Here is a 23,417-nt window from a genome sequence, read left to right on the forward strand (position 1 = left end):
TGCCGCCAACCATGCCCACGCCGCCCGCGACCGCGCCGTACGACCGGCACCGCCTTGCCACCGCGACCGCCACCGCGAGCGCCCCCGCCGCCGGCACCGCCACCGCCACGCGCCACCGGCACCGCCACCGCCGCCGCGAGCGCCCCCGCCCCGCCACCGCGACCGCCATCGGCACCGCGACCGCCACTGCCACCGTGACCGTGACCGTGACAAGCCTGCTGTCTCTGCAGGAGCAAGCCGCGACTCCCCGTGATCGACTCGGCTTCCTGGAAACCGGGGCGTCGCACCGGCCCAGACACCGCGACTCCCTGAAAGCCGAGTCGATCACCGGCGTCGCGGCGGTCACGGCATGAGAAGCACGGCGCGAGGCAGGGTGTGATCGCCCAGCGACGCCCGGGCAGGCAACCTGAAAGCCGAGTCGATCACCGCGGCCCGGCTGGTCACAGAATGAGAAAGCACGGCGAGGCGGGGTGTGATCGCCCAGCGACACCCGGGCGGGCAACACGCCGTCTCGGATGGGTGGTCACGTCGGTAATTCGCTGGATGCGTCGGGTTGGGGAGCGTAGGGTTGCAGGCCGCTTGACGGCCAAGGTGAGCTGCACCGGAACGGACGTCTTCGCGCCGGGCGGCCGGCCATCCGCCCCCGGACACGCGAGCGCGCAGCAGATGTGAACGATGGGACGTCAGCATGCCCGCACTTGACCTCGACACCCAGCTCGACACCGCCACCGATACCGCCACCGACCTCGACGCGGACCTGGCCGCCGAACGTGCACACCTCACCACCTCGCGGGCGGCGCTGGGTCGGATGCGCGAGCGGGCCGAGTCTCTCTTCGCCACCGGTGACCAGGTGGCCGGCGACGCGTACGCGGCCGAGACGCTCGGCCGCACCCTGGCCCGGCGGGTCGCCGAGCTGGCCGACGACCCGACCACCCCGCTCTTCTTCGGCCGCCTCGACTTCGCCGGCGCCCCGAACAACAGCACCGCCGACAGCAGCGCCACGGACAACAGGACCACGAACAACAGGACCGTCGAGGGCAACACCACCAACAGCGGCACCCCGAACAACAGCACCCCGAGCGACAGGCCCACAGCCAGCAGGCCCACCAACGACCCGACCGCACCCGACGCCAGCGGCGATCATCACGGTCGGCGGTATCACGTGGGGCGGCGGCATGTCACCGATGAGCGTGGCGAGCCGTTGGTGCTGGACTGGCGGGCACCGGTCTCCCGCTCGTTCTACCGGGCCAGCGTGCGGGATCCGCAGGGGGTGGCGGTTCGGCGGCGGTTCGGGTTCAGCAATGGTGTGCTGACCAGCTTCGAGGATGAGCGGCTGGATCGGGGCGAAGAGCTCGGTACGACCAGTCGGATCCTCACCGCCGAGATCGAGCGTCCGCGCGTCGGGCCGATGCGGGACATCGTGGCCACGATCCAGCCGGAGCAGGACGAGCTGGTCCGGGCTGACCTCGCGGACTCGATCTGTGTGCAGGGCACGCCGGGTACGGGGAAGACGGCGGTGGGTCTGCACCGGGCCGCGTACCTGCTCTACCTGCATCGGGAGCGGTTGCGGCGGGCGGGTGTGCTGATCGTCGGGCCGAACCGGGCGTTCCTGTCGTACATCGCGGCGGTGCTGCCGGCGCTCGGTGAGGTCGAGGTCGAGCAGGCCACGGTGGAGGAGTTGATCTCCCGCGTGGCGGTTCGGGCGGTCGAGGCGCCGGCGGTGGCCGCGCTCAAACACGACGTACGGATGGCGAGCGTGCTGCGGCGCGCGGTGCAGGGACAGATCGGCACCCCGACCGAGTCGATCACCGTGTCGGACGGCTCGTTCCGCTGGCGCATCGGGGTGGAGCCGTTGCACCGGATCGTCGAGGAGACCCGCCGGGAAGGGCTGCCGTACGGCACGGGTCGGGAACGTGTCCAGGCGCGGGTGGTGAGTCTGCTGCAACGGCAGGCCGAGGCGCGGCGTGCGGAGTCGCCCAGCGATTCCTGGCTGCGCCGGATGAGCCGCTGCCGGCCGGTGCTCGACTTCCTGGACGCGGTCTGGCCGGCGCTCACCCCGGAAGGGCTGGTGCACGGCCTGTTCTCCGACCCGGCCCGGCTCGCCGCCGCGTCGGACGGGCTGCTCAGCGACGCCGAGCAGGCGCAGTTGGTGTGGGCGAAGCCGGCCCGCACGCCGAAGGCGACCCGTTGGACCGCTGCCGACGCGGTGCTGATCGACGAGGCGACCGGGCTGCTGGAACGGCTCTCCGGGTTCGGGCACGTGGTGGTGGACGAGGCGCAGGACCTGTCCCCGATGCAGTGTCGGGCCATCGCCCGGCGCAGCGAGCACGGCTCGGTCACGCTCCTCGGTGACCTCGCTCAGGGCACCGCGCCGTGGGCGGCGACGGACTGGAGGGAATCCCTCGCCCACCTGGGCAAGCCGGACGCGGTCGTGGTGCCCTTGACCGTCGGTTTCCGGGTGCCCGCCGCAGTCGTCGCATTCGCGAACCTGCTGCTCCCGGCGCTCGCGGTGGACGTACCGCCGGCCGAGTCGCTGCGCCACGACGGCGGCCTGGACGTGCGTACGGTGACCGACCTGACCTCGGCGACGGTGGCCGAGGTTCGCGCGGCGCTCGCGCACGACGGCTCGGTCGGTGTGATCGCCGCGGACGACGCGGTCGACGGCCTGCGCGCGGCGCTGGCCGAGGCCGGTGTGGAGACCGCGACCGCCGACGACGTGGCGGCCGCGGAGCGGGTCACCGTGGTGCCGGCGACGCTGGTCAAGGGCCTTGAGTACGACCACGTGGTGGTGGTCGAGCCGGCCGCGATCGTCGCGGCCGAGCCGCGCGGGCTGCACCGGTTGTACGTGGTGCTCACCCGGGCGGTGTCCCGGCTGGCGGTGCTGCACGTTGCGCCGCTGCCCGCACCGCTCGTCGACGGGTCAGCCGGCTGACAGGGCGGCCGCGACCTCCCGCAGCGGGCGGCCGGAGTCGGCCAGCGGCACGTGGAACGACAGCCACGACCCGTCGGCGAAGTCGATCCGCAGCCGCTTCCAGTTCAACCGGTACATGCCGAACCCGGCGGTGACAGCCGTGCGCGGGACGGACCCGAGCAGTTCGATGTCGGCCTGGGCCCGTTCGTCCGCCGCCGAGTTGGAGAGCAGCCCGACGGGTGCTGTCGCGCCGAGCAGCAGTCGCTGGTCGGTGACCGCCAGCACGAGGGTTCGGAGGCCGGAGCCCTTCGTCGCCACGGTCACTGCATGGTGCAGCACGGACGCTTGGGAACCTGGCTCGCCTCGACCTCCGACACCGAAGAAGAGCCAGTCGACGGCGTTGTCCGCCCGACCGAAGGTGATGTTGGGTGACAGCACGTTGAGCAGGACACCCAGGAAGCCCGGCCCACCCGTGGCGGGTGGCGTCGACGGCTGCGGGGGCGGCGCCGGGGTCAGCCCGCCGCCCGCTCGAACCTGGGCCACCGCGCGAACCTGCTCCCCGGCCGGCAACAGCCGGGTGATCCCCTCGACGTACCGTGCCTGACTCTCGTCGGCCGTCATCAGCGCCCCTCGTGCTCGGCGGACCGGCGCGGACCGGCGCCTGGGTCGCCGATGACCTCGCCAACCAACTCCCGGACCAGGGCCGCTGCGGCCTCCTGCGCCCGGTTGGCGGCTGCGGTGAACTCCTCGGCCAGGCTGTAGGAGTCCAGTCGCATCGCGCGGGCGTTCAGCTCCGTAGAAACGATCTTGCCGTCGGCCGCGGCGGTGACCCGCACCAGGCCGGAGTCGCTCACGCCCTCGGCGCTGGTCTGCTCCAGCTCCGCCATCCGGTCGGCGAGTTGCCGCTGCCATCCGTCCAGGTTGCGAGCCAGCGCCTCGATGCGGTCCAGGGCGGGGAAGGTCATGGCTGCCTCTCAGTTCACGATGGAGTCGAAGACATTCTGCACACCCACTGTGTACGGGCCCAGGTCCTCGCTGTACGTGCCGTCCACCAGGTAGTTGCGGTCCTTCTGCCCGTCGGAGATGTCGTGCAGGCCCACGCCGGTGTCCAGCAGAGCGCCGCCGAAACCGGGGATGTTGACCGGCGAGACCTGGTTGATGACGAACTTGCCCGGAAAGAGAGTCTTGAACTTCTCGACCTGGAAGGCACGCCCCTCGGGCGTCCAGCCGCCCTTACTGAGCAGCTTGTACTGCTTCTTCCGCTGCTTGAGCTCCATGACGGTGTCCGCGTACTTGCGGAGCTGCCCGGCGACCTTGCCCAGCCGGGCGGCGAGGCGGGTGAGCACCTCGGCGAACCGGGCGACGATCTTCACCATCCGACCCACTGTGGTGGCCAACCGGGCCAGCACCCGGACCACAGTGGCGGCCAACGAGACGCCGGCGCTCAGCGCCGCGGCCACCGCCGCGATGATCACCTCGGTGAGGAACCAGAGCAGGAACTCGAGGATCAGCTCGACCAGCAGATTGAACGCGTCCACCGCCGCGTTCGCCGCCTCGACCAGCACGTCCTTGGTGCCGTCGAGCCCCTGGGCCAGCTCCTCGATCGCCGCCTCCACCGACTCCATCGAGGCATGGAAGCCCTCGGCGGCGTCGCCCGACCAGGCGCCGCGCAACCGGGCCCGGTCGGCGATCTGGTCACCGGCGATCTCCCGGACCGCCGCGCCGGTGTCCAGGCAGAGCTGCGCGGCCCGCATCAGGTCGTCCGGTTCGCCGGCGACCAGCTCCAGCAGCTGCTCGAACGGCCAGAGCACCGCGTTGGAGAGCGGCTTGAAGGGTTCGGGCGTGCCCGAGACGATCTGCTCGAAGTAGGTCTTGTTGCGCTGCAACGCCTCGGTGCTCACGCCGGCACCGAACCATTCGAAGCGCCGGTGCCACCCGACCAGGGGCCGGGCGCGATGACGTCGGGAGCGGGCGGACGGCCGGGCACGAAGAGATCGGTGTTGGCCACGTCGGTGCCGGTGTAGGCGGCGGCGGTGTCGGTGAGCCCTTCGGCGATGTCCGCCATCATCTCGGCGCCGTCGGCGAGCCCCTGAAGGCACGCCTCGAACTGCTCGGCGTACGTCGCTGCGAGGTTGAAGGACGCCGGCATCACCCCGAAGGCGTGCCGTGGCACGTGCCCGTCGCCGAAGGCGCGGTGCAGCTCGCGGAAGCGGGCCGCCCGATCCCTGGACCCGGCGGCGAACGCCGTCAGAGCCTCCGGCTGGACCTCCAACTCATTGCTCGGGCTTGACACGGACCCTCCCCTGTGGCCTGTGCGACGGATCAGTCGCCACGACTGACCACCATAGGCACTGCTGACCGCGATCGGGGGTCCCGCCGGTGATGACGGGGTCACCCCGCTCGACTTTGTGTCTTAAAGTAGTTTGCGTGGACCCAGACGATGATTCACCACCCACCGACGCCGCAGCGGCGCTCCGGCTGATCCAGGACCAGCGGTCGGCGACGGCACGCCGGCTCGATCCCGACGCCCGGCTGCTCTACTGGCCGTGGGGTGTCGCCTGGCTGGTTGGTTTCGGCCTGTTCTTCCTGCGGTTCCCCCCGGGTGACCGGGCGCTGGTCGCACTGCCGAGTTGGCTGCCGCTGACCGTCCTCTTCGTACTGCTCGTGGCCGCCGGAGCGACCCAGGCGGTGGTCAGCGTGCGGGCCTACGGCCAGGTGACCGGCGACTCCGCCCGGCGCGGGCAGTGGTACGGGTACGCCTGGGCCCTCGGTTCGGTGAGCGTCTACGCGGGGCTCGGCCGGATCTCCGAGCACCTGCCGCACGACCTGGCGGCGCTGCTCTGGTCGGCGACCGCCGTCGGGCTGACCGGTGCGCTGCACATGGCCGGCGGAGCGGTCTGGCTGGACCAGGACCTGTTCCGCCTCGGCGTTTGGATCAGCGTGATCAACCTGGTCGGGGCGTTCGCCGGGCCGGGCTGGCACCCGCTCGTCGTGGCGGTGGCCGGCGGTGGCGGAATGCTGGTGGCCGGCGCGCTCGCCCGGCGCCGACAGCGACAGCGACAGCAGCCGTGACCGAGCTGGATCCGGTCATCCACGCGCAGGCCAGGCTGCGGGTGGTCGCCAGCCTCTCCGCCCTCAACGTCGGCGACAAGATCGCGTTCCCCCGCCTACAGGAACTGCTCGCGATGACCGCCGGCAACCTCTCGGTGCACCTGCGCAAACTCGAGGACGCCGGCTACGTGGAGATCAGCAAGACCCATCGCGGACGCACCCCGGCCACCCTGGTCGGGCTCAGCCGGCGAGGTCGGCTGGCGTTCGAGGAGTACACCGAAGCTATCCGCGCCCTACTCGACCCCGCCCCGTCGAAGGAGCAGCCATGACCCTCGCCCGCGCCGAACAGGCCAGCCGCCGGTACGGCGACGTCCTCGCCCTCGACCGTGTCGACCTGGAGGTCCGGGCCGGTGAGCTGGTCGGCCTGCTCGGGCCGAACGGCGCCGGCAAGAGCACCCTGATGAACCTGCTGGTGGGCCTGCGCCGCCCCAGCTCCGGGCGGGTGGAACTGTTCGGTGGCGACCCCCGCGACCCGGCGAGCCGTCGGCAGATCGGGGTCACCCCGCAGGAGACCGGTCTGCCCGGCACGCTGCGCGTCGGCGAGGTGGTCGACTTCGTCTCCGCGCACTACCCCGACCCGGTGCCCCGGGCCGAGCTGCTCGACCGCTTCGGTCTCGCCGACCTGGCCCGACGGCAGACCGGTGGGCTCTCCGGCGGGCAGCGCCGCCGGTTGGCGGTGGCGTTGGCGTTCGTCGGCCGGCCCCGGCTGGTGCTGCTCGACGAACCCACCACGGGCCTGGACGTGGCCGCTCGGCACACCCTGTGGGAGGCGATCCGGGCATTCCACGACGACGGCGGCACCGTGCTGTTGAGCAGCCACTACCTGGAGGAGGTCGAGGCGCTCGCCCACCGGGTGGTGGTCATCGGGCAGGGCCGGGTGCTCGCCGACGACACAGTGGAGGCGGTGCGCGGCATCGTGGGCGTACGCCGGGTCAGCCTGATCGCCGATGATCTACCCGACCTGCCCGGGGTGGTTCGCACCGAACGGGTCGACGGTCGGCTGCACCTGCTCACCACCGACGCCGACGAGCTGGTCCGAGCGCTGGTCACGGCCCAGACCCCGTTCACCGATCTGGAGGTACGACCGACCTCGCTGGAGGAGGCGTTCCTCGCCATCACCAGCGGAGAAGCGACCAGCGGAGACGTGCCAGCCGGCACCGGCCGACCCACCACCGCCGCTGCCGGCGGCCGACCCACCACAGTCTGAGGAGGCGACAGTGCAGCTCGCCCTGGTCCACGCCCGCTACCAACTCCTGGAGATCATCCGGATTCCGGTGGCCGTCTTCGGCAGCGCCTTCTTTCCGGCCGCCGCCATGATCTTCTTCGTGGTGCCGTTCGCCGGTGACGACGCGGTCGGTGCCACCTACGCCACCGCGTCGATGGTCACCTTCTCGGTGATGAGCGCCAACATCTTCCAGTACGGCGTCGGTGTCGCCGAGGACCGCGACCAGCCCTGGAACCCGTACACCCGGACCCTGCCGGCCGGACCCGCGCCGCGGTTCGCCGGACGGGTGCTGGCCGGCCTGGCGCTGACCTACCTCTCGCTGATCCCGGTCGTGGTGATCGGCGCGACGCTGACCGCGGCCCAGCTCACCCCGGGGGCGTTCCTGCTGGCTCTCGGCACGGTGGCCGTCATCTCGGTGCCGTTCACGCTGATGGGGCTCGCCATCGGCTACTCGCTGCCGAGCAAGGCGGCGATCGTTGTGGCGCAGGTGCTCTTCCTGCCGCTCGCGTTCGGCGGCGGCCTGCTCTCCGCGCCGGGCGACGCGCCCGGGTTCATCGAGACGATCGCGCCGTACCTGCCCACCCGGGGCGCGGCCGAACTGATGTGGGCGTCGGCGGCCGACTACGACGTGGAGCCGCTGGCACTGATCATGCTCGGTGTCTGGGTGGTGCTGCTCGCCGCGCTCGCCGGCTGGGCGTACCGGCGGGACGAGGGTCGCCGGTTCAGCTGACGATTCGTCCGTTTCCGCCCCGGGCCGCGGCGGGACGGTGCCAGGATTCCGGCAGGGGGGCCGCCGTGGCCGCCCGGGCCGAGAGGGGTCTTGACGTGAGCACCGTCCCGCCGGGTACGCCCTGCTGGGCCGACCTGGCCACCCCGGACCTGACCGACGCGCGGCGCTTCTACCCGGAGCTGTTCGGGTGGACCGGCCAGGTCACCCCGGAGCCCGAGGCGGGCGGCTACACGGTCTTCCTGCTCGACGGTAAGCCGGTGGCCGGCGCCGGCCCGCCCGCGATCCCGGACCAGATTCCGATCTGGTCGACGTACCTCGCCACCGACGACGCCGAACTGGTCGCCGGCCGGGTCGAACGGGCCGGCGGGCAGGTCGTCGTACCCCCGTTCGAGGTCTTCGACCGGGGGTGGATGGCGGTCTTCGCCGACCCGGCCGGCGCCACGTTCAGCGTCTGGCAGCCGCTGGCCATGGCCGGTGCCGAGGTGTTCAACGTGCCGGGCGCGATGAGCTGGAACGAGCTGGTCACCCCCGACCCCGAGGGCGCGAAGGTCTTCTACGAGCTGGTGTTCGGCTGGCAGCCCGACGACCAGGCGGTGGGCGCCATGACGTACACCGGGTGGCGGCTCGGGACGCAGATCGTCGCCGGGATGATGCCGCCGCTGGCCGACGACTTCCCGGCCGACCTGCCCGCGTACTGGACGGTGTACTTCGCGGTGGCCGACGCGGACGCCGCCGCAGCCCGCGCCGCCGAGTTGGGCGGAACCATCCTGGTCCCGCCCCGCGACATCCCGGCGGGCCGCTTCGCCGCCCTACGGGACCCCCAGGGCGCCCTCTTCTCCGTCATCGACCTGGGCCCCTGACCCAGCGCCCTGCCTGCTCAGGGGCGGGTGGGGCGGACGGGGACCACCAACGGGCCGTGGGCGCCGGGGACCACCCGGACGCTGGCCCGGTAGTGGGTGGCGAGCAGCTCCTCGGTCAGCACCTCGGGCGGAGTCCCGGCGGCCACCACCCGACCGGCGGCGAGCATCACCATCCGGTCGGCGTACTCACCGGCCAGGGAGAGATCGTGCATCGTGGCCAGGACGGTCAGGCCGTGCTCGCGGCGTAGCTGGTCGACGAGTTCGAGCACGTCCTGCTGGTGGCCGATGTCGAGCGCGCTGGTCGGCTCGTCGAGCAGCAGCAGCGTCGCGCCCTGGGCGAGCGCGCGGGCGAGGAACACCCGCTGGCGTTCGCCGCCGGAGAGGGTGGCCAGTTCGCGACGGTGGAAGCCGGCGAGGTCCAACCGCCCCAGCACCTCGTGCACGGCGTCGACGTCGGCGGTCGACTCCCGGCCCAGGGTCGGGATGTACGGGGTGCGGCCGAGCAGCACGTAGTCCAGCACCGACATGCCGGGCGGCACCACCGGGGACTGTGCCACAGTGGCCACTATCCGGGCGCGGTCCCGACGGCGCAGCGCGGCACTCGGCGTACCGAAGAGAGTGATCGCCTTCGGCGCGGGCAGCAGGCCGCCGACGGCCCGCAACAGGGTGGATTTGCCGGCACCGTTCGGGCCGATCACGGTGACCCACTCGCCGACGGCGACGGTGAGGTCGACGCCGGTCAGGATCGGCGTGCCACCGAGGGCGACGTGCAGCCCGCGCACCTCGACGGCCGGTGTGCCGGCGGCGGGTTCGCGACTGGCGGGTTCGCGGCCGGCGGGTTCGCGGCTCACGTGAGCACTCGCCGGGCGGTCCGCAGCACGAGGACGAAGAACGGGCCGCCCAGCAGGGCGGTCACCACTCCGATCGGCAGCTCGGACGGAGCGGCGACAGTACGGGCCACCACGTCGGTCAGCGCCAGGAACGCGCCGCCGAAGAGCAGTGACATCGGCAGGATCACCCGGTAGCTGGACCCGGCGAGCAGCCGGACGGTGTGCGGCACGATGATGCCGACGAAACCGATCAGGCCGGTCGCGGAGACCGCCGCCGCCGTGCCCAGCGAGGCGGCGGCGATCAACAGGTATCGGGTGCGCTGCGGGTGCAGGCCCAGGCTTCTCGCCTCGTCGTCGCCGACCGCGAGGACGTCCAGCTCACGGCGGTGCAGCAGCACCACCACAGTGGTCAGCGCGGCGTACGGCAGCACCAGCAGCACGTCGTGCCAACCGGCGGTGGCCAGCCGGCCGAGCAACCAGGAGTAGACCGGCTGGATGCTGTCGGCGTGCCGTTGCAGGAGGTACGTCTGCCCGGCGGAGAGGAACGCGGAGACCGCCACCCCGGCCAGGATCAGCATGGCCGGTGACCCGCGTCGCCCGCCGGCCGCGCCGAGCACGTAGGTCATGGTGACGGCGAGCAGCGAACCGGCGAACGCGGCCAGCGGAATGGTCATCGGCAACCCGGAGAGCGTGCCCTGCCGGCCGGCGCCGCCGAGGGCGATCGCCGCGGTGACCGCGAGGCCGGCGCCGGCGGCCACACCGAGCAGGTACGGGTCGGCCAGCGGGTTGCGGAACACGCCCTGGTAGCAACCACCGGCGAGGGCGAGCAGACCGCCGACCAGCAGGCCCAGCACCACCCGGGGCAGGCGCAGCTCGGTGACGATAGCGATCTCACGCTCGGTCAGCCCGCTGTCGAGGTGCACCCCGGGAAACAGGTTGAGCAGCTCGGCGGCGACGCTGCCCGGGGGCAGGCTCACCGGGCCGAGCGACACCCCGACGACGAGCGCGACGAGCACCGCGACCAACCCCGCGACCAACCACCGCATGCGCAGCCCGGCGGGCCGGCCCCCGGACGCCAGCCCGGCGGGCCGGGCCGTGGACGACAATCCGGTAGACCGAGTCACGGCAGGTTGCCCGGCGGGCCGGGCCCCGGAGGACGGCAGCCCGGCGGGCCGGGCCTCGGCAGGAGGCTCGGCCCGCTCAGGCGGCGGCGGCTCGGCCGGCCGACCGGTTGGTGCCGGATCGGACACCTTTCGCGGCCCGGTCACCGACGGACGACGGTCACGCGGGCACCTTGGCGACCGCGTCGATGATGACCCGGAGCAGGTCCACGACCCGCGGGCCCCAGCGGGAGGCGACGTCGTCGTCCAGGGCGACGACCTGGTTGTTCTTCACAGCGGTGAGGCCGGCCCAACCACTGCGCGCCTTGACCGTGTCGGCGTTCTGCTGGCAGCACTTGGCATCGGCCAGGAAGACGAAGTCCGGGTCGGCCTTGACGATGAACTCCTGGGACAGCTGCGGGTAGCCGAAGTTCTTACCGTCCGCGTCGGCCGGGTCGGCGATGTTGGTCAGGCCGGCCTGGCTGTAGAGCGAGCCGATGAACGTCTTGCTGGTGGCGCTGTACAGCTCCGGGCCCAGCTCGTGGAAGTAGGTGAGCTTCTCGGTGCGCTGCGGCAGGTCCTTGACCAGCTTGGCGATGTCGTCCTTCATCCGGGTGGCGACGTCGGTGGCCTGGTCGGCGTGCCCGGTCAGCGTGCCCAGCTCGGTGATCTGCCGGTACGAGTCGTCGAGCGTGGTCGCCGCCGGGGTCTGGTACACCGGGATCTTCAGCTTGCCGAGCTGCTCGACGATCTTGTTGCGGTCGTCGGAGAGCACCACGAGGTCCGGGTTCTTACCGGCGATCGCCTCGGCGTTCGGCTGGAAGGCGGAGAGGTCGGTCTTGGGCACGTCGGCCGGGTAGTTGGACTGGTCGTCGACGGCGGTCACCTGCGGGCCGGCACCGATCGCGAAGAGCATCTCGGTGGCGGTGGGCGACAGCACGACGATCTTCTCGGGGCGCTTGTCGAGGGTGAGCGCGCCGACCGTGACCGGGTAGGCGGCGGCCGCGGTGCCGGCGCTCGGCTGGTCGTCGGCCTTCTCGGCGCAGGCGCCGAGGGCGAGCGCGGTGACCGCGAGGGTCGCCGCGAAGAGCCGGGGGGTACGTCTGAACATGGGGGCCTCCTGTCGGTCGAGGAGTGTGGTGCTTCGCCGACAGGGACTTTCGTACGCCCGCCCACGAGGCGCCCTTCCTCGAGAGCGCGTATCGCGACCGATCCGTAGGCGACCTGGCTCGTCCCCACCTACCGGTGGGGCATCACAGTTGCGGGACAGCGCCGGGTTTCGCACCGGCTTCGCTGCGGACTGGTCGCTAAGACGGTAGCGCACCGCCAGGACGTGCCGGATCGATCAAGGATTGATCGATCCGGCACGATCGGTGACCCGTCACGCACCGAGGGATATGTCCCGGATTCAGAGGCTCGGGAACGGGTGGTGGGGCCCCGCCGGGGCGGGACGGGGCCCCACCCGATCAGGAGGACGTGATGGTGACGTTGTCCACAGCCGCCTCGACCAGGCTGGCCCCGGACGCGTCCGCAGCCTCGACGAGCACGCGGACCGACTGGCCGGCGTACGGGGTGAGGTTGAGGTTGGCGACCGCCCAGCTCCCGTTGCGGTTGCTGGCCGCTCCGGCCTGGGTGAGCAGCGCTGTGGTGCCGCCGTTGTGCACCACGCTCACCCGCAGGTAGTCCGCCGACGAGGCGTTCGAGCCGTGGGCCAGGTACCAGGCGAGCGAGAGGGTCAGCGTGCCGGACGACGGCAGGGTCACCGCCGGGGACCGGGCACTGGTCACGCCGCCGTCGACGTCGTAGTCACCGGCCGCCGAGCCGGCGAGCCGGCCGGTGACCAGGTCGTTGGACCCGGCGTACGGGGTGAGCTGCTTGGCTCCGGAGGACGTGGTCGCCTGGGCGGCGCCCCGCTCGAACGCGCCGAGGGTGGCGGTGTCGGTGCCGCCCGGGTTGATCGTCCAGCCGGTGGCGGTCTCGAAGGTGTCCGACCAGACAGTGGTGCCGCCACCGCCGCCGCAGTACTGCGACTGCTTGCCGATGGCCCGGTACGGGCAGTCGGCGTACTCGCTGAGGATCAGCACCGCCTCCCGGTTGCGTGAGGTCTGCGCCGGGATCACCTCGTCGGGCGGGTAGAAGCCGCCGCCACCGGACGAGCCCGGGTACATCTCGAAGGTGTACGCCCAGATGTTGTGGGTGGCCCACATCCAGTCGAGGCTGTCTCCGTCGGTGATGTAGAGGTCGCTGGACTGTTCCGGGGTGTAGCCGTTGGTGGCCGCCATCTGCTGACCGATGGTGGCGAAGGTGTTGTACTGGTCGGCGTTCATCCCGGTCGCGGTGTTCGCTGTGGTGTAGCCGTACGGCCAGAGCACCAGCTGCGAGTACGTGTGGAAGTCGATGTTGGCCTTGATCTGCTGCACCCCGCCGACCACCCGGCCGTTGACGAAGTTGCGCAGCGCCTGCGTCTCGGGCGCGGAGAACGCCGACGGCCCCCGGTAGGTCTCCGACGAGGTGGTGCCGGACGAGCCGCCGCAGCATCCCCAGTTGTAGGACCAGTTGCGGTTCAGGTCGGTGCCGACGTTGGACGAGCCGCTGTTGGGCTGCCGGTTCTTGCGCCAGGACCGGTACGACCCGGTGGCGATGTCGTACTCGCTGCCGTCCGGGTTGACCGTCGGCACGATCCAGAGCTCCCGGCCGTTGACGATGTTGGTGATCCGGGAGTCGCTGCCGTAGCTGTCGGTGAAGAGGTTGAGCAGGTAGATCGCCATCTCGACGGTCAGGTGCTCACGGGCGTGCTGCTGGGAGTTGAACAGGATCTCCGGCTCGTTCTCGTCGGTGCCGACGTTGTCGGAGATCTTCACGGCCATCAGGTCGCGGCCCTCGTACGACGAACCGATGCTGATCTTGCGGGCGATCGCCGGGTGGTCGGCGACGACCTGGTTCACGACGGCGGTCAGTTCCGCGTAGTCGTGGTAGTTCGAGTCGGCCGGCGGGAAGGCCTGCGTGCCGAAGTCGCCGGCGCCGCGCTCGGCGTTGGGTGGCGGGGCGAGCGGTTCCAGCCGGAAGCCGAGCTTGCCGATCGCCGCGGCCTCGCTCGCGGTGGCCGAGATGTGCAGCACGCCGTGTTCGGAGTAGTCGATGGCGGCTCCGGTGCGGGCCACCGCGTTGCGGTCGGCGAGGGTCCGGGGCCCGAGCACCCGGTAGCCGGCGGCAGCCTGCTCAGCGGTGCGGTCCGGTGCCGGTCGGGCGGCGACCGGACCGGCGGCGACGGTGACGATGCCCAGCCCGGTGACGACAGCGAGCACCAGGACACGGCGGAGGGGGATGGGCGTGCGGAGGGCCATGGACTACCTCCTCGATGGCGGGAGATCCCGCTCGGTGAAGGACACTTCACCACCTGTCACATGGTCATATCAATATTGATCGCTGCGTTGGCCATCCCAGGCGGATCATCATGGCGGCAATGATTTTCCACCTATCAACATCTGGCGAAACTTCCCTCCAAGCGGAACACTGACCAGCGACGATGCCCCCTCGACACCGCGGAGCACCCATGGCCAGATCCCGCCTGCGCGCGGCCGCCCTCGCCGGCGTCACCGCGCTCACCCTGCTCACCAGCGCCGCACCCGCGCTGGCGGCCCACCCGCCCGCCCCCGTCCACGACGAGCAGATCACCTACCAGGACTGGTCCGGGCCCGCCGACTGGCACCGGGGCAGCTCGGCCGGAACCCGCGTCGTGCCCGGCGCCCGAGCGGGCGTCACCCTGGCCCGCCCGGCCGGCACCATCGAGTACGCGGACCCGCACACCGGTGCCACCCGCACCTGGGAGTACGGCACCTGGACCTCGCCGGTGACCCGGGTCGGGTTCGACGCCACCGAGCTGATCGCCTCCTGGAACGCGGAGACCCCCGCCGGCACCTGGATCCAGGTGGAGATGCAGGGCAGCTACACCAGCGGCGACCAGACCCCGTGGTACGTCCTGGGTCGCTGGGCATCCGGCGACACCGACATCTTGCGGACCAGCGTCAACCGGCAGGGCGACCCCTGGTCGACGATCTGGACCGACACCTTCAGCATCGACGACGCCACCGCCGGGGTGCTGCTGCGGTCGTACCAGCTCAAGCTGACCCTCTACCGCGCACCCGGGCAGAGCGCCGCCCCGGTGGTCCGGATGCTGGGCGCGATGAGCAGCACGGTGCCGGACCGGTTCACCGTGCCGCCGAGCGCCGGGCACATCGCCTGGGGCCGGGAACTGCCGGTGCCGCGCTACTCGCAGAACGTGCACTCCGGGCACTACCCCGAGTACGACGGCGGCGGCGAGGCGTGGTGCTCGCCCACCTCGACGGAGATGGTGGTCGAGTACTGGGGACGCAAACCGTCGGCGGCCGACACCTCCTGGGTGGACCCGACCTACCCCGACCCGACTGTCAACCACGCCGCGCGGATGACCTACGACTACGCGTACGACGGCGCGGGCAACTGGCCGTTCAACACCGCGTACGCGGCCAGCTTCCCCGGGCTGGAGGGCCGGGTGACCCGGCTGCACTCGCTGGACGAGCTGGAGCGTTTCATCGCCGCCGGCATCCCCGTCGTGACCAGCCAGTCCTTCCTCGCCAGTGAGCTGGACGGGGCGAACTACGGCACGTCCGGGCACCTGTTCGTGGTGGTCGGCTTCACCGCCGACGGCGACGTGATCGTCAACGACCCGGCCTCGTCCAGCAACGACGTGGTGCGCAACGTCTACAAGCGTGCGCAGTTCGAGCAGATCTGGCTGCGTACCAAGCGGACCAACGCCAGCGGCGGCGTCTCCGGTGGCTCCGGCGGCATCGCGTACCTGATCAAGCCCACCTCGAAGCCCTGGCCCAAGGTCCCCGGCTCCACCAACTGGTAGGCCCCTCGCGGTTGATCATGAAGTTATTGCCCGGCCGATCGGCGTGTCGTGGCAATAACTTCATGATCAACGCGGGGAGTCTGGGGTTTCGGGGTTGGGGGTTTGGGTTTGGGTTTGGTCTTCGCCGGCCAGGGCGGAGCGGAGGCGTTCCTTCTCGGTGCGGCGGCGCTCGGCTGCTTCGGCGATCTCCCCGGCCATCTCGTCCCGCCAACCGCGCAGCAGGAAGAAGGAGAGCGCGGCGGAGAACACCAACGCCAGCATCAGCTTCAGGAACACGTTCATGTCGACCAGCCAGAGGCCGGCCAGCACGGCGACGAACAGCCCGATCCGGCCCAGCGTGTACTTGAGCGCGGCGCTCACCTGCACCACTCCGTTCTCTCCGTCGCCCGCCACTGCCGGCGGAAGGGTCGAGCCGCCCGACGGGCGGTCGTGGTCAGCCGGTCCGGCGGGCCAGCCAGCGGACACCCGGGAACCAGAGGGCCGCGTACGCCACTGTGAACGCCCCCGCCGCCAACGCGCCGGAGAGCAGCGGCGGCAACCCCGCGCCCAGACCGGCGATCAGCAGCCCGGCGAACACCCCGACGGCGGCGGCGACCACCGCCGCCACCACCCGGGCCGCACCGAACTCCCAGGCCCGGAAGTCGTCCCAGAACAGCCAGGCCGGCAGGATCACCGCCAGCCAACCGTTTGTGTGCCCGAAGTCGCCGGCGCCGATCGAGGCGAACGCCCAGTCGAACAGCACCAACGCGAGCACGCCGATGACCAGGCCGGCCAGGCACACCCCGAGCAGGTCGCCCAGGGTACGGATGCGGCCCTCGGCGTCCCGGCGGGGAAAGCCGCTCTGCTGCTCAGGTCCTCGTTGCTCGGTCATCGACTGCGAGGGTACGTGGTGGCTCAGGCCCAGACCTGCTGCGGCTCGGCGCGCCGCTCGGCCAGCGACGGGGCCTTGTCGTACTCCCGGACCACGTTGTAGCGGGTGTCCCGCTCGACGGGCTGGAAGCCGGCGTCCCAGATCAGGTGCAGCAGGTCGTCGCGGTGCATGGTGTTCGGGGTGCCGTACGAGTCGGCGTCGTGGGTGATCTTGTATTCGACGACGGAGCCATCCAGGTCGTCCACGCCGAAGTTCAGCGAGAGCTGAGCGACCGACAGCCCGTGCATCACCCAGAAGTTCTTCAGGTGCGGCACGTTGTCGAAGAGCAGCCGGGAGACGGCGAACGTCTTCAGCGACTCGGCCGGCGAGGCCATCGTGGTGCGCGCCTGGATCCGGTTACGGATCTTGCCGTCCGCCGAGTCGACGAAGTCGTGCTGGTAGCGCAGCGGGATGAAGACCGCGAAGCCGCCGGTCTCGTCCTGCAACTCGCGCAGCCGCAGCACGTGGTCGACGCGGTGCCGGGGCTCCTCGATGTGGCCGTACAGCATCGTCGCCGGGGTCTTCATGCCCTTGCTGTGTGCCAGGGCGTGGATGCGCGACCAGTCTTCCCAGTGGCAGGCGTGGTCGACGATGTGCTGCCGGACCTCCCAGTCGAAGATCTCCGCGCCACCACCGGTCAGCGACTCCAGACCGGCGTCCATCAGTTCGTCGAGGATCTCGTCGGCGCTCAGGCCGCTGATCTTCTCGAACCACTGCACCTCGGTCGCCGTGAAGCACTTGAGCTTGACGTTCGGCAGCGCCGCCTTCAGCTCGCGCAGCACCTTCGGGTAGTAACGCCAGGGCAGCGTGGGGTGCAGGCCGTTGACGATGTGCAACTCGGTGAGCTGCTCGTCCTCCATCTCCTTGGCCTTGCGGACCGCCTCGTCGATGCGCATCGTGTACGCGTCCTTCTCGCCCGGCTTGCGCTGGAACGAGCAGTACGCGCAGGACGCCGAACAGACGTTGGTCAGGTTGAGGTGCCGGTTGACGTTGAACATCACCCGTTCGCCGTTCAACTCGGTGCGCTTGTGGTGCGCCAGCCGCCCCAGCCAGGTCAGGTCGTCGCTCTCGTAGAGGGCGACCCCGTCCTCCCGGGTCAGCCGCTCACCGGCGTACACCTTCGCTTCGAGCTCACGCTTGAGTCCGGCGTCCATGGCACGTCCCTTCCACCTGCGGTCCGGATCGAGCGTACGTCGCGGTGCCGACGGGCCCGGCGGCACGGTCGCCGGCAGCGACCCACTTCACCAGACTCTCAGCCTCCCGTAACCCGGCAACGCATCGACATGAGTGGCGAGGTGCGGTAGTAACAAGGTGGGGCGGAACACACACACTGGTACCGTCCCGGCGGTCGCGCCCACCGAGCGCGGCGACGAGCGGTTGGACGGGGAGCGGCATGGTCTACAGCGGGCGCGGGCGACGGCAGCGACGACGGAGCCCGGTGATCTCGCCGGTCCTGCGTCCGAAGCTCTGGGCCGCCCTGCTCGGCGCGATCGCCGCAGCCGTGCTGGCCACCCCCGCGTACGCGGAGCCCGGCGTGCCGACCACAGTGCCGGACACCGGTTCGCGCCCGGCGGTCACCGGCTCGCTTCAGCTGCCCGGCGGCGCGCCGGTCGCTGGTGTGCCCGCCCCGCCGGTGGTCAACATCGGCAACGGTCCACTGGCCACCGCGATCGCCGCCGGTGAGACCCAGGTCGGCGCGCTCGGCGAGGCGTTGCTGGTGAGCCGGCAGAAACGCGTCGACGCGCAGGCGCAGGTCGACGCGGCCGGCAAGGCGCTGGCGACCGCGCAGGATGCGCTGCTCCGGGCCCAGCAGACGGCCGACACCGCCGCCGCCGAGGCCGTCAAGGCAGCCGCCGCGCTGCCGCCTGGCGAGTTCGCCCAGGACATCCGTGGGCTCAGCCGCCTCCAGGCGATCACCCGTGGCGAGAAGGTCGACGGCGGCACCACCGGCGTGGCCGGAGAGCTGTCCCGGGCGCGCGCCGGCGAGCAGGCCGCGTACCAGAAGCACACCCAGGCCAAGGACATGCTCGCCGCCGCCGAGGCCGAGTTCACCGCCGGTGAGACGGCGCTCCGCACCGCCGAGGCGAGCCTGCTCAAGCTGCGCCGGGACAACGCCGCCGCGCTGATCGAGATCGAACGTCAGCAGGAAGCCGCCGAGCAGCAGATCGGCGCCGGCTACGTCTCCAACCAGAGCATCAGCGGCATGGCCGCGCACCCCCGGGCACTGGCCGCGGTCCGGTACGCGCTCGCCCAGCTCGGCGACCCGTACAAGTGGTCCGAGGAGGGGCCGAACCAGTTCGACTGCTCCGGCCTGATGTGGGCGGCGTACCGGTCCCCCGGCGCCGACTACTTCGACCTGCCCCGGGTCTCCCGCGACCAGTACGCCGCCACCCGGGGCCGCACGGTGCCGCAGAGCGCGCTGCTCCCCGGCGACCTGCTCTTCTTCGCTTCGGGCAGCAGCTGGACGACGATCCACCACGTCGGCATGTACATCGGCAACGGCAAGATGGTGCAGGCGCCCACCACGGGGGACGTCGTCAAGATCTCGGTCGTCCGCTGGTCCCGGCTGTACGCCGCCACCCGGGTGATCGGCGCGGTGCCGGCACCCCCGGTCGTGACCAATCCGACCCCGCCCGTCTCGCCCCCGAAGCCGACGCCCACCCCGTCGCCCACGAAGACCACCAAGCCGACGCCGACACCGTCGCCCACGAAGACCACCAAGCCGACGCCCACGCCGACGCCGACGCTGACGACCACCCCGACGCCCACCCCGACCGGCAGCTCCACGCCGAAGCCGTCGAACACCCCGAGCAACACTCCGAGCAACACTCCGACGACCCTGCCCTCGGCACCGACCAACGCGCCGACCAGCGCGTCTCCGACGACCACGCCGAAGGCCAGCACGAGCGCTTCGGGCAGTGGCAGCGCGACGAGCAGCCCCAGCGCCACGGGCTGATCCGCCACGACCGGCTCCGGCTGTCCGCTCGGGAAGATCTGTGGCACCGTGACAACCAGGCACATCCGACTCGACGTCACGGGTCCGGGTGCGAGCATGGCGCGGAGGGCGGAAATGGCCGAGCAGAGAGATCCGGCGGAGACTGTCGACCCCGTGGTCGACCAGGCCGGCGCACCAGGGCCGGACACCGCCGACCCGGTGGCCGCCAGCGACGCCAGCCCGGCCGCCACCAGCTCGACAGGCAGCGACACCAGCTCGGCGGACGCCGGCTCCCCTGACAGCGACGACGCCCCGGCTGTCAGCGGCCCGGTCGGCAGCAGCACGGTCGGCAGTGGCACGGCAGCGGTCGTCGCGGACGTCTCGACCGAGGCCGACGACGACGCATCCGCCGGCGGCGACGAGCGCCAGAGCCCGGCGGCAGCACCGGTACGCGCACGTGCCAGCGTCGTGACCGCCGGTGCTCTCCGCAGTGACCTGCCGGCCAGCGCTCCGGTCACCGCGACCACCTACCGTGCGACCGGCTCGGCCAGCCCAGCCGACGTGTCGTTGCCGGGCCAGCGAAGCGACTCCTCCGCGCCGGCCCGGGCCAGCGCCACGGTTCCGAGCAGCAGCCGGGGCACCGCCAGCGCCCTGGGCACCCCGGACCGTCGCGAGAGCGCGCCCGCCGTCTATCGAGCCGCGCCGGTGGGTGCCGAGCCGGCCCAGCCCCCGACGCCGTCGACTCCGGAGCCGGAGCCGGACCCGACGCCACCCGGCCCCGGGCCGACCCAGCCGCCGCCACCGGAACCGGAGCCCGCGCCGGCCCCGGGTCCGTACCCGCCCGGTCCGGTGCCGACGCCGGGTCCTCGACCCACGCCGCCGCCGGGTCCGGTTCCGCCCGTTCCCGGCCCGCCCATCCCACCGCCCTCGCCGGTGCCGCCCATCCCCGGTCCGCCGACGCCGCCCGTCCCGAGCCCGCCGCTGCCGCCACCCGGTCCGCCGGTGCCGGCGCCACCGGCCCCGCCCGGCCCGATGCCGGCACCGCCGTTTCCGCCGCCGCCGGCGATGACCGACACGCCCGGCGTACGGGCCAGCGCTCCGGTCTCCGCACCACCGGCCGGGTGGCCGTCCCCTGGTGGGGCGACCCGCCCGACGTCCGGTGCCGGATGGGCCGGGGCAGCCGCCTCCGCGCCGCCGGTGGTGCCCGCACCAGCGCTGCCGAGCTGGCCACCGTCCACCGCCGGGGCCCCTTCGTCGACCGGCAACAGCGGAAACTCCCGGGTGACCGCGTCACCGAGTGGCCCACCGGCTGGTTCCGCCGGACGGGACGCTGCCGGTGCCCCCGGGGGGCGGCAGGACAGTCGCACCGACCTGGCCGGCACCGTCTACGGCAACGGCGAGGGCGCCGGCTTCACCACCGTCGCGATACCCGCCAACGCGGTGGAGACCTCCGGCTCGCTGACCGGGCACATCCTGGCCCAGGGCTGGTCCGACACGCCGGCCGAGCGATCCAGTAACGCCCGGGTGATGATCGTCCTGGCCGCCGCTCTGGGGCTGCTGGTAGCGATCAGTGTCATGGTCGTTCTGCTGGCTGGCGACGCCCTGGACGGTCTGGTGGGCAGCGTGCTCAAGGGGTGAGCCAGCGAGTGCCAGCGATGGTGAGTCCGCCCACTACGGTCGGTCAACCGGCTGGCGGCTTCGCCAGACCGCCGTACACTGGCTGAGATCACTGACCCGGCGCGCGTGGTGTGCGCCCCTGGGCGATCTTGCGGGCGATCCGGCGGTACAGCCGCGGCAGGCCATCGCGAAGATGCGCCCCGCTCGAAAGGTTTTTGTTGACCACCTCTGCTGACCCCAGCACCGTTACGTCCGTTTTCAACTCAGTCCCGGCGACCGACACCGCCCGGGAGCAGCTCGACGTCCCAACGAGCGAGGCCGACACCGCGCCGGTGGCGACCGCGCAGGCCGAGCCGACCGAGACCGCCGAACCGATGAGCTTCGCCGCCCTCGGCCTGCCCGAGCCGCTGGTCCGCGCGCTGGCGCAGCAGGGCATCACCAGCCCGTTCGAGATCCAGCGGGCCACCGTTCCGGACGCGCTCGCCGGCCGCGACGTGCTGGGCCGCGGGCAGACCGGTTCGGGTAAGACGCTCGCCTTCGGGCTGCCGATGATCGCCCGGCTGGCCAACCGCAACCGGGCCCGGCCGATGCGTCCGCGCGCCCTGGTCCTGGTGCCCACCCGCGAGCTGGCCATGCAGGTCAACGACGCCCTGGTGCCGCTGGGCAAGTCCGTCGGCATCTTCCTCAAGACCGCCGTCGGCGGCGTTCCGTACGACCGTCAGATCGACGCGCTGCGCCGCGGCGTGGAGATCATCGTGGCCACCCCGGGCCGGCTCGGCGACCTCATCGAGCGGGGCATCTGCCAGCTCGACGACGTCGAGGTCACGGTGCTCGACGAGGCCGATCAGATGGCCGACATGGGCTTCCTGCCCGAGGTGACCGATCTGCTGGCGAAGACGCCCGCGAACGGTCAGCGGCTGCTCTTCTCGGCCACCCTGGACGGTGACGTCGACGCGTTGGTCAAGCGGTTCATGACCGACCCGGTCACCCACTCCACGGCGCCGTCCACCGCCTCGGTGTCCACCATGGACCACCACATGCTGTTGATCCCGCCGCACGAGAAGTTCCCGGTGGCGGCCTCGATCGCCGCCCGGGATGGCCGGACCATGGTCTTCGCCCGTACCCAGCTCGGGGTGGACCGGCTGGTCGAGCAGCTCGCGGCCGTCGGCGTACGCGCCGGTGGGCTGCACGGCGGCAAGACCCAGCGGATGCGCACCAAGACGCTCGCCGAGTTCCGTGAGGGCCGGATGAACGTGCTGGTCGCCACGGACGTGGCGGCGCGAGGCATCCACGTCGACGGTGTCACCCTGGTGCTGCACGTCGACCCGCCGAAGGACCCCAAGGACTACCTGCACCGCGCGGGGCGTACCGCCCGGGCCGGCGAGTCGGGTGCGGTCGCCACGCTGGTGCTGCCCAAGCAGCGCCGTACCACCCTGGCGATGATGGAGAAGGCCGGCGTCGCGCCGGCCGAGACCCGGGTCCGGGTCGGGGACGCGGCGTTGGCCGAGCTGGTCGGCGCCCGAGAGCCCAGCGGCGTCCCGGTCCGCCTCGAGGCGGAGCCCCGGGGCTACGGCGACCGCTCCGGCGGCCCGCGCCGGTTCGGTGACCGCACGGGAGGCGAGCGCCGCTACGGCGACCGTCCCCAGGGCGACCGGCGCTTCGGCGACCGGCCCACCGGCGACCGCCGCTTCGGCGACCGCCCGCAGGGCGACCGGCGCTTCGGCGACCGGCCCGCCGGCGAGCGCCGCTTCGGCGACCGCCCGCAGGGTGACCGGAGCTACGGTGACCGTCCGCAGGGCGACCGGAGCTACAGCGACCGCCCGCAGGGTGAGCGCCGCCACGGCGACCGGCCCACCGGCGAGCGCCGCTTCGGTGACCGCCCGCAGGGCGACCGGAGCTACAGCGACCGCCCGCAGGGTGAGCGCCGCTTCGGCGACCGGCAGCACAGCGACCGCCCGCAGGGCGACCGGAGCTACGGCGACCGGCCGCAGGGCGAGCGGCGTTACGCCGATCGGGACACCCGCGGGTACGGCGACCGGCCGCAGGGCGAGCGTCGGTTCGGCGACCGGCCGCAGTTCGGTGACCGCGACGGTCGGGGCGACCGACCGACCGGCGAGCGGCGCTTCGGCGACCGGGACGCTCGGGGTGGGTTCCGCCCGGAGAGCCGGGTCCGGGACGACCGGCCCCGCGACGACCGGCCCCGCGAGGACCGCCCGCGTGACGACCGGCGCGGTTTCGGCGGGCGACCGGCAGCGCGTACCCACTGATTGATCCACCGAACGCCGTCGTGAAGCCCA

General features: G+C 72.1%; 22 protein-coding genes and 1 riboswitch. Of the genes, 11 read left to right on the plus strand and 11 right to left on the minus strand.

Features of this window, described 5'->3' with window-relative positions; translation table 11 throughout:
- Nucleotides 1-11: 11 nt before the first annotated feature.
- The gene (locus GA0070561_RS33475; RefSeq protein ID WP_167362311.1) at nucleotides 12-353 is read left to right on the plus strand and encodes a hypothetical protein; all 342 of its coding nucleotides are present in this window, start codon (nucleotides 12-14) and stop codon (nucleotides 351-353) included.
- 335 nt (nucleotides 354-688) lie between these two features.
- The gene (locus GA0070561_RS05130) at nucleotides 689-2,932 is read left to right on the plus strand and encodes a HelD family protein (protein WP_244166063.1); all 2,244 of its coding nucleotides are present in this window, start codon (nucleotides 689-691) and stop codon (nucleotides 2,930-2,932) included.
- Here GA0070561_RS05130 and GA0070561_RS05135 read toward each other — a convergent pair.
- The 4 genes from GA0070561_RS05135 to GA0070561_RS05150 are packed head-to-tail and all read right to left on the minus strand — an operon-like array spanning nucleotide 2,921 to nucleotide 5,204.
- Nucleotides 2,921-3,532, minus strand: a complete 612-nt coding sequence (locus GA0070561_RS05135; RefSeq protein WP_091395640.1) for a hypothetical protein — start codon at nucleotides 3,530-3,532, stop codon at nucleotides 2,921-2,923. The two genes, GA0070561_RS05130 and GA0070561_RS05135, sit on opposite strands and share 12 nt — an antisense overlap.
- Complete coding sequence (locus tag GA0070561_RS05140; RefSeq protein WP_091395643.1) at nucleotides 3,532-3,876, minus strand: YbaB/EbfC family nucleoid-associated protein; 345 nt, start codon at nucleotides 3,874-3,876, stop codon at nucleotides 3,532-3,534. Before GA0070561_RS05140 ends, GA0070561_RS05135 begins: the two co-directional genes overlap by 1 nt.
- A 9-nt stretch (nucleotides 3,877-3,885) precedes the next feature.
- Nucleotides 3,886-4,812, minus strand: a complete 927-nt coding sequence (locus GA0070561_RS05145) for a WXG100 family type VII secretion target (RefSeq protein ID WP_091395646.1) — start codon at nucleotides 4,810-4,812, stop codon at nucleotides 3,886-3,888.
- Nucleotides 4,809-5,204 (minus strand): type VII secretion target, encoded by a 396-nt coding sequence (locus GA0070561_RS05150; protein ID WP_091395648.1) that lies wholly within the window; start codon nucleotides 5,202-5,204, stop codon nucleotides 4,809-4,811. The genes GA0070561_RS05145 and GA0070561_RS05150 overlap by 4 nt, the downstream gene beginning before the upstream one ends.
- A 134-nt stretch (nucleotides 5,205-5,338) precedes the next feature.
- On the opposite strand from GA0070561_RS05150, the gene GA0070561_RS05155 reads away from it, so the two are divergent.
- The 5 genes from GA0070561_RS05155 to GA0070561_RS05175 all read left to right on the plus strand — a co-directional run bounded on the left by GA0070561_RS05155 (nucleotide 5,339) and on the right by GA0070561_RS05175 (nucleotide 8,837).
- On the plus strand, nucleotides 5,339-5,983 hold the full coding sequence (locus GA0070561_RS05155) for a transporter (protein WP_091395651.1): 645 nt from the start codon (nucleotides 5,339-5,341) through the stop codon (nucleotides 5,981-5,983).
- Nucleotides 5,980-6,291 (plus strand): transcriptional regulator, encoded by a 312-nt coding sequence (locus tag GA0070561_RS05160; protein ID WP_091395655.1) that lies wholly within the window; start codon nucleotides 5,980-5,982, stop codon nucleotides 6,289-6,291. Before GA0070561_RS05155 ends, GA0070561_RS05160 begins: the two co-directional genes overlap by 4 nt.
- Nucleotides 6,288-7,229: an ABC transporter ATP-binding protein gene (locus GA0070561_RS05165; RefSeq protein ID WP_091395658.1), complete on the plus strand. Its 942-nt coding sequence runs from the start codon at nucleotides 6,288-6,290 to the stop codon at nucleotides 7,227-7,229. Before GA0070561_RS05160 ends, GA0070561_RS05165 begins: the two co-directional genes overlap by 4 nt.
- Before the next feature lie 10 nt (nucleotides 7,230-7,239).
- Nucleotides 7,240-7,977 (plus strand): ABC transporter permease, encoded by a 738-nt coding sequence (locus GA0070561_RS05170; protein ID WP_091395661.1) that lies wholly within the window; start codon nucleotides 7,240-7,242, stop codon nucleotides 7,975-7,977.
- A gap of 95 nt (nucleotides 7,978-8,072) precedes the next feature.
- Entirely contained in the window at nucleotides 8,073-8,837 is a 765-nt protein-coding gene (locus GA0070561_RS05175) for a VOC family protein (RefSeq protein ID WP_091395664.1), read from the plus strand.
- 17 nt (nucleotides 8,838-8,854) lie between these two features.
- Here GA0070561_RS05175 and GA0070561_RS05180 read toward each other — a convergent pair whose 3' ends face one another.
- From GA0070561_RS05180 to GA0070561_RS05195, 4 genes are all read right to left on the minus strand, one after another.
- The gene (locus GA0070561_RS05180) at nucleotides 8,855-9,619 is read right to left on the minus strand and encodes an ABC transporter ATP-binding protein (protein ID WP_244166104.1); all 765 of its coding nucleotides are present in this window, start codon (nucleotides 9,617-9,619) and stop codon (nucleotides 8,855-8,857) included.
- Between the two features lie 65 nt (nucleotides 9,620-9,684).
- A complete protein-coding gene (locus tag GA0070561_RS05185; protein ID WP_238687154.1) occupies nucleotides 9,685-10,713 on the minus strand; it encodes a FecCD family ABC transporter permease in 1,029 nt (342 codons plus the stop codon).
- Nucleotides 10,714-10,948: 235 nt separating this feature from the next.
- The gene (locus GA0070561_RS05190; protein WP_091395673.1) at nucleotides 10,949-11,878 is read right to left on the minus strand and encodes an ABC transporter substrate-binding protein; all 930 of its coding nucleotides are present in this window, start codon (nucleotides 11,876-11,878) and stop codon (nucleotides 10,949-10,951) included.
- Nucleotides 11,879-11,964: 86 nt separating this feature from the next.
- Nucleotides 11,965-12,123, minus strand: a riboswitch (cobalamin riboswitch).
- A 110-nt stretch (nucleotides 12,124-12,233) separates the two neighbouring features.
- Nucleotides 12,234-14,111, minus strand: a complete 1,878-nt coding sequence (locus GA0070561_RS05195; RefSeq protein WP_091395676.1) for a M14 family metallopeptidase — start codon at nucleotides 14,109-14,111, stop codon at nucleotides 12,234-12,236.
- Between the two features lie 209 nt (nucleotides 14,112-14,320).
- Here GA0070561_RS05195 and GA0070561_RS05200 point away from each other — a divergent pair, with 209 nt between their 5' ends.
- Nucleotides 14,321-15,658: a C39 family peptidase gene (locus tag GA0070561_RS05200; RefSeq protein ID WP_091395679.1), complete on the plus strand. Its 1,338-nt coding sequence runs from the start codon at nucleotides 14,321-14,323 to the stop codon at nucleotides 15,656-15,658.
- Between the two features lie 66 nt (nucleotides 15,659-15,724).
- Here the strand turns inward: GA0070561_RS05200 and GA0070561_RS05205 are convergent, their stop codons facing one another.
- From GA0070561_RS05205 to mqnE, 3 genes are all read right to left on the minus strand, one after another.
- Nucleotides 15,725-16,018 carry a DUF4229 domain-containing protein gene (locus tag GA0070561_RS05205; protein WP_091397413.1) on the minus strand — a complete coding sequence of 98 codons (294 nt, stop codon included), beginning with the start codon at nucleotides 16,016-16,018 and terminating at the stop codon, nucleotides 15,725-15,727.
- A gap of 73 nt (nucleotides 16,019-16,091) precedes the next feature.
- Nucleotides 16,092-16,529 carry a hypothetical protein gene (locus GA0070561_RS05210; RefSeq protein WP_091395682.1) on the minus strand — a complete coding sequence of 146 codons (438 nt, stop codon included), beginning with the start codon at nucleotides 16,527-16,529 and terminating at the stop codon, nucleotides 16,092-16,094.
- Nucleotides 16,530-16,552: 23 nt separating this feature from the next.
- Nucleotides 16,553-17,722 carry an aminofutalosine synthase MqnE gene (gene mqnE, locus GA0070561_RS05215; RefSeq protein WP_091395685.1) on the minus strand — a complete coding sequence of 390 codons (1,170 nt, stop codon included), beginning with the start codon at nucleotides 17,720-17,722 and terminating at the stop codon, nucleotides 16,553-16,555.
- Nucleotides 17,723-17,961: 239 nt separating this feature from the next.
- On the opposite strand from mqnE, the gene GA0070561_RS05220 reads away from it, so the two are divergent.
- The 3 genes from GA0070561_RS05220 to GA0070561_RS05230 all read left to right on the plus strand — a co-directional run bounded on the left by GA0070561_RS05220 (nucleotide 17,962) and on the right by GA0070561_RS05230 (nucleotide 23,387).
- Nucleotides 17,962-19,524 carry a C40 family peptidase gene (locus tag GA0070561_RS05220; RefSeq protein ID WP_091395687.1) on the plus strand — a complete coding sequence of 521 codons (1,563 nt, stop codon included), beginning with the start codon at nucleotides 17,962-17,964 and terminating at the stop codon, nucleotides 19,522-19,524.
- A gap of 114 nt (nucleotides 19,525-19,638) precedes the next feature.
- A complete protein-coding gene (locus GA0070561_RS34065) occupies nucleotides 19,639-21,141 on the plus strand; it encodes a hypothetical protein (protein WP_244166064.1) in 1,503 nt (500 codons plus the stop codon).
- Nucleotides 21,142-21,494: 353 nt separating this feature from the next.
- Complete coding sequence (locus GA0070561_RS05230) at nucleotides 21,495-23,387, plus strand: DEAD/DEAH box helicase (protein WP_091397422.1); 1,893 nt, start codon at nucleotides 21,495-21,497, stop codon at nucleotides 23,385-23,387.
- Nucleotides 23,388-23,417: the final 30 nt, after the last annotated feature.

The organism is Micromonospora saelicesensis (genome assembly GCF_900091575.1).
GTDB classification, from domain to species: domain Bacteria; phylum Actinomycetota; class Actinomycetes; order Mycobacteriales; family Micromonosporaceae; genus Micromonospora; species Micromonospora saelicesensis.

Excerpts from the sequence above, each read along its gene's own strand:
- GA0070561_RS33475 (WP_167362311.1), top strand. The coding sequence starts at position 12 with ATGCCCACGCCGCCCGCGACCGCGCCGTACGACCGGCACCGCCTTGCC.
- GA0070561_RS05130 (WP_244166063.1), top strand. The coding sequence starts at position 689 with ATGCCCGCACTTGACCTCGACACCCAGCTCGACACCGCCACCGATACC.
- GA0070561_RS05135 (WP_091395640.1), bottom strand. The coding sequence starts at position 3,532 with ATGACGGCCGACGAGAGTCAGGCACGGTACGTCGAGGGGATCACCCGG.
- GA0070561_RS05140 (WP_091395643.1), bottom strand. The coding sequence starts at position 3,876 with ATGACCTTCCCCGCCCTGGACCGCATCGAGGCGCTGGCTCGCAACCTG.
- GA0070561_RS05165 (WP_091395658.1), top strand. The coding sequence starts at position 6,288 with ATGACCCTCGCCCGCGCCGAACAGGCCAGCCGCCGGTACGGCGACGTC.
- GA0070561_RS05185 (WP_238687154.1), bottom strand. The coding sequence starts at position 10,713 with ATGCGGTGGTTGGTCGCGGGGTTGGTCGCGGTGCTCGTCGCGCTCGTC.
- GA0070561_RS05190 (WP_091395673.1), bottom strand. The coding sequence starts at position 11,878 with ATGTTCAGACGTACCCCCCGGCTCTTCGCGGCGACCCTCGCGGTCACC.
- GA0070561_RS05195 (WP_091395676.1), bottom strand. The coding sequence starts at position 14,111 with ATGGCCCTCCGCACGCCCATCCCCCTCCGCCGTGTCCTGGTGCTCGCT.
- GA0070561_RS05200 (WP_091395679.1), top strand. The coding sequence starts at position 14,321 with ATGGCCAGATCCCGCCTGCGCGCGGCCGCCCTCGCCGGCGTCACCGCG.
- GA0070561_RS05210 (WP_091395682.1), bottom strand. The coding sequence starts at position 16,529 with ATGACCGAGCAACGAGGACCTGAGCAGCAGAGCGGCTTTCCCCGCCGG.
- mqnE (WP_091395685.1), bottom strand. The coding sequence starts at position 17,722 with ATGGACGCCGGACTCAAGCGTGAGCTCGAAGCGAAGGTGTACGCCGGT.
- GA0070561_RS05220 (WP_091395687.1), top strand. The coding sequence starts at position 17,962 with ATGGTCTACAGCGGGCGCGGGCGACGGCAGCGACGACGGAGCCCGGTG.
- GA0070561_RS34065 (WP_244166064.1), top strand. The coding sequence starts at position 19,639 with ATGGCCGAGCAGAGAGATCCGGCGGAGACTGTCGACCCCGTGGTCGAC.
- GA0070561_RS05230 (WP_091397422.1), top strand. The coding sequence starts at position 21,495 with ATGAGCTTCGCCGCCCTCGGCCTGCCCGAGCCGCTGGTCCGCGCGCTG.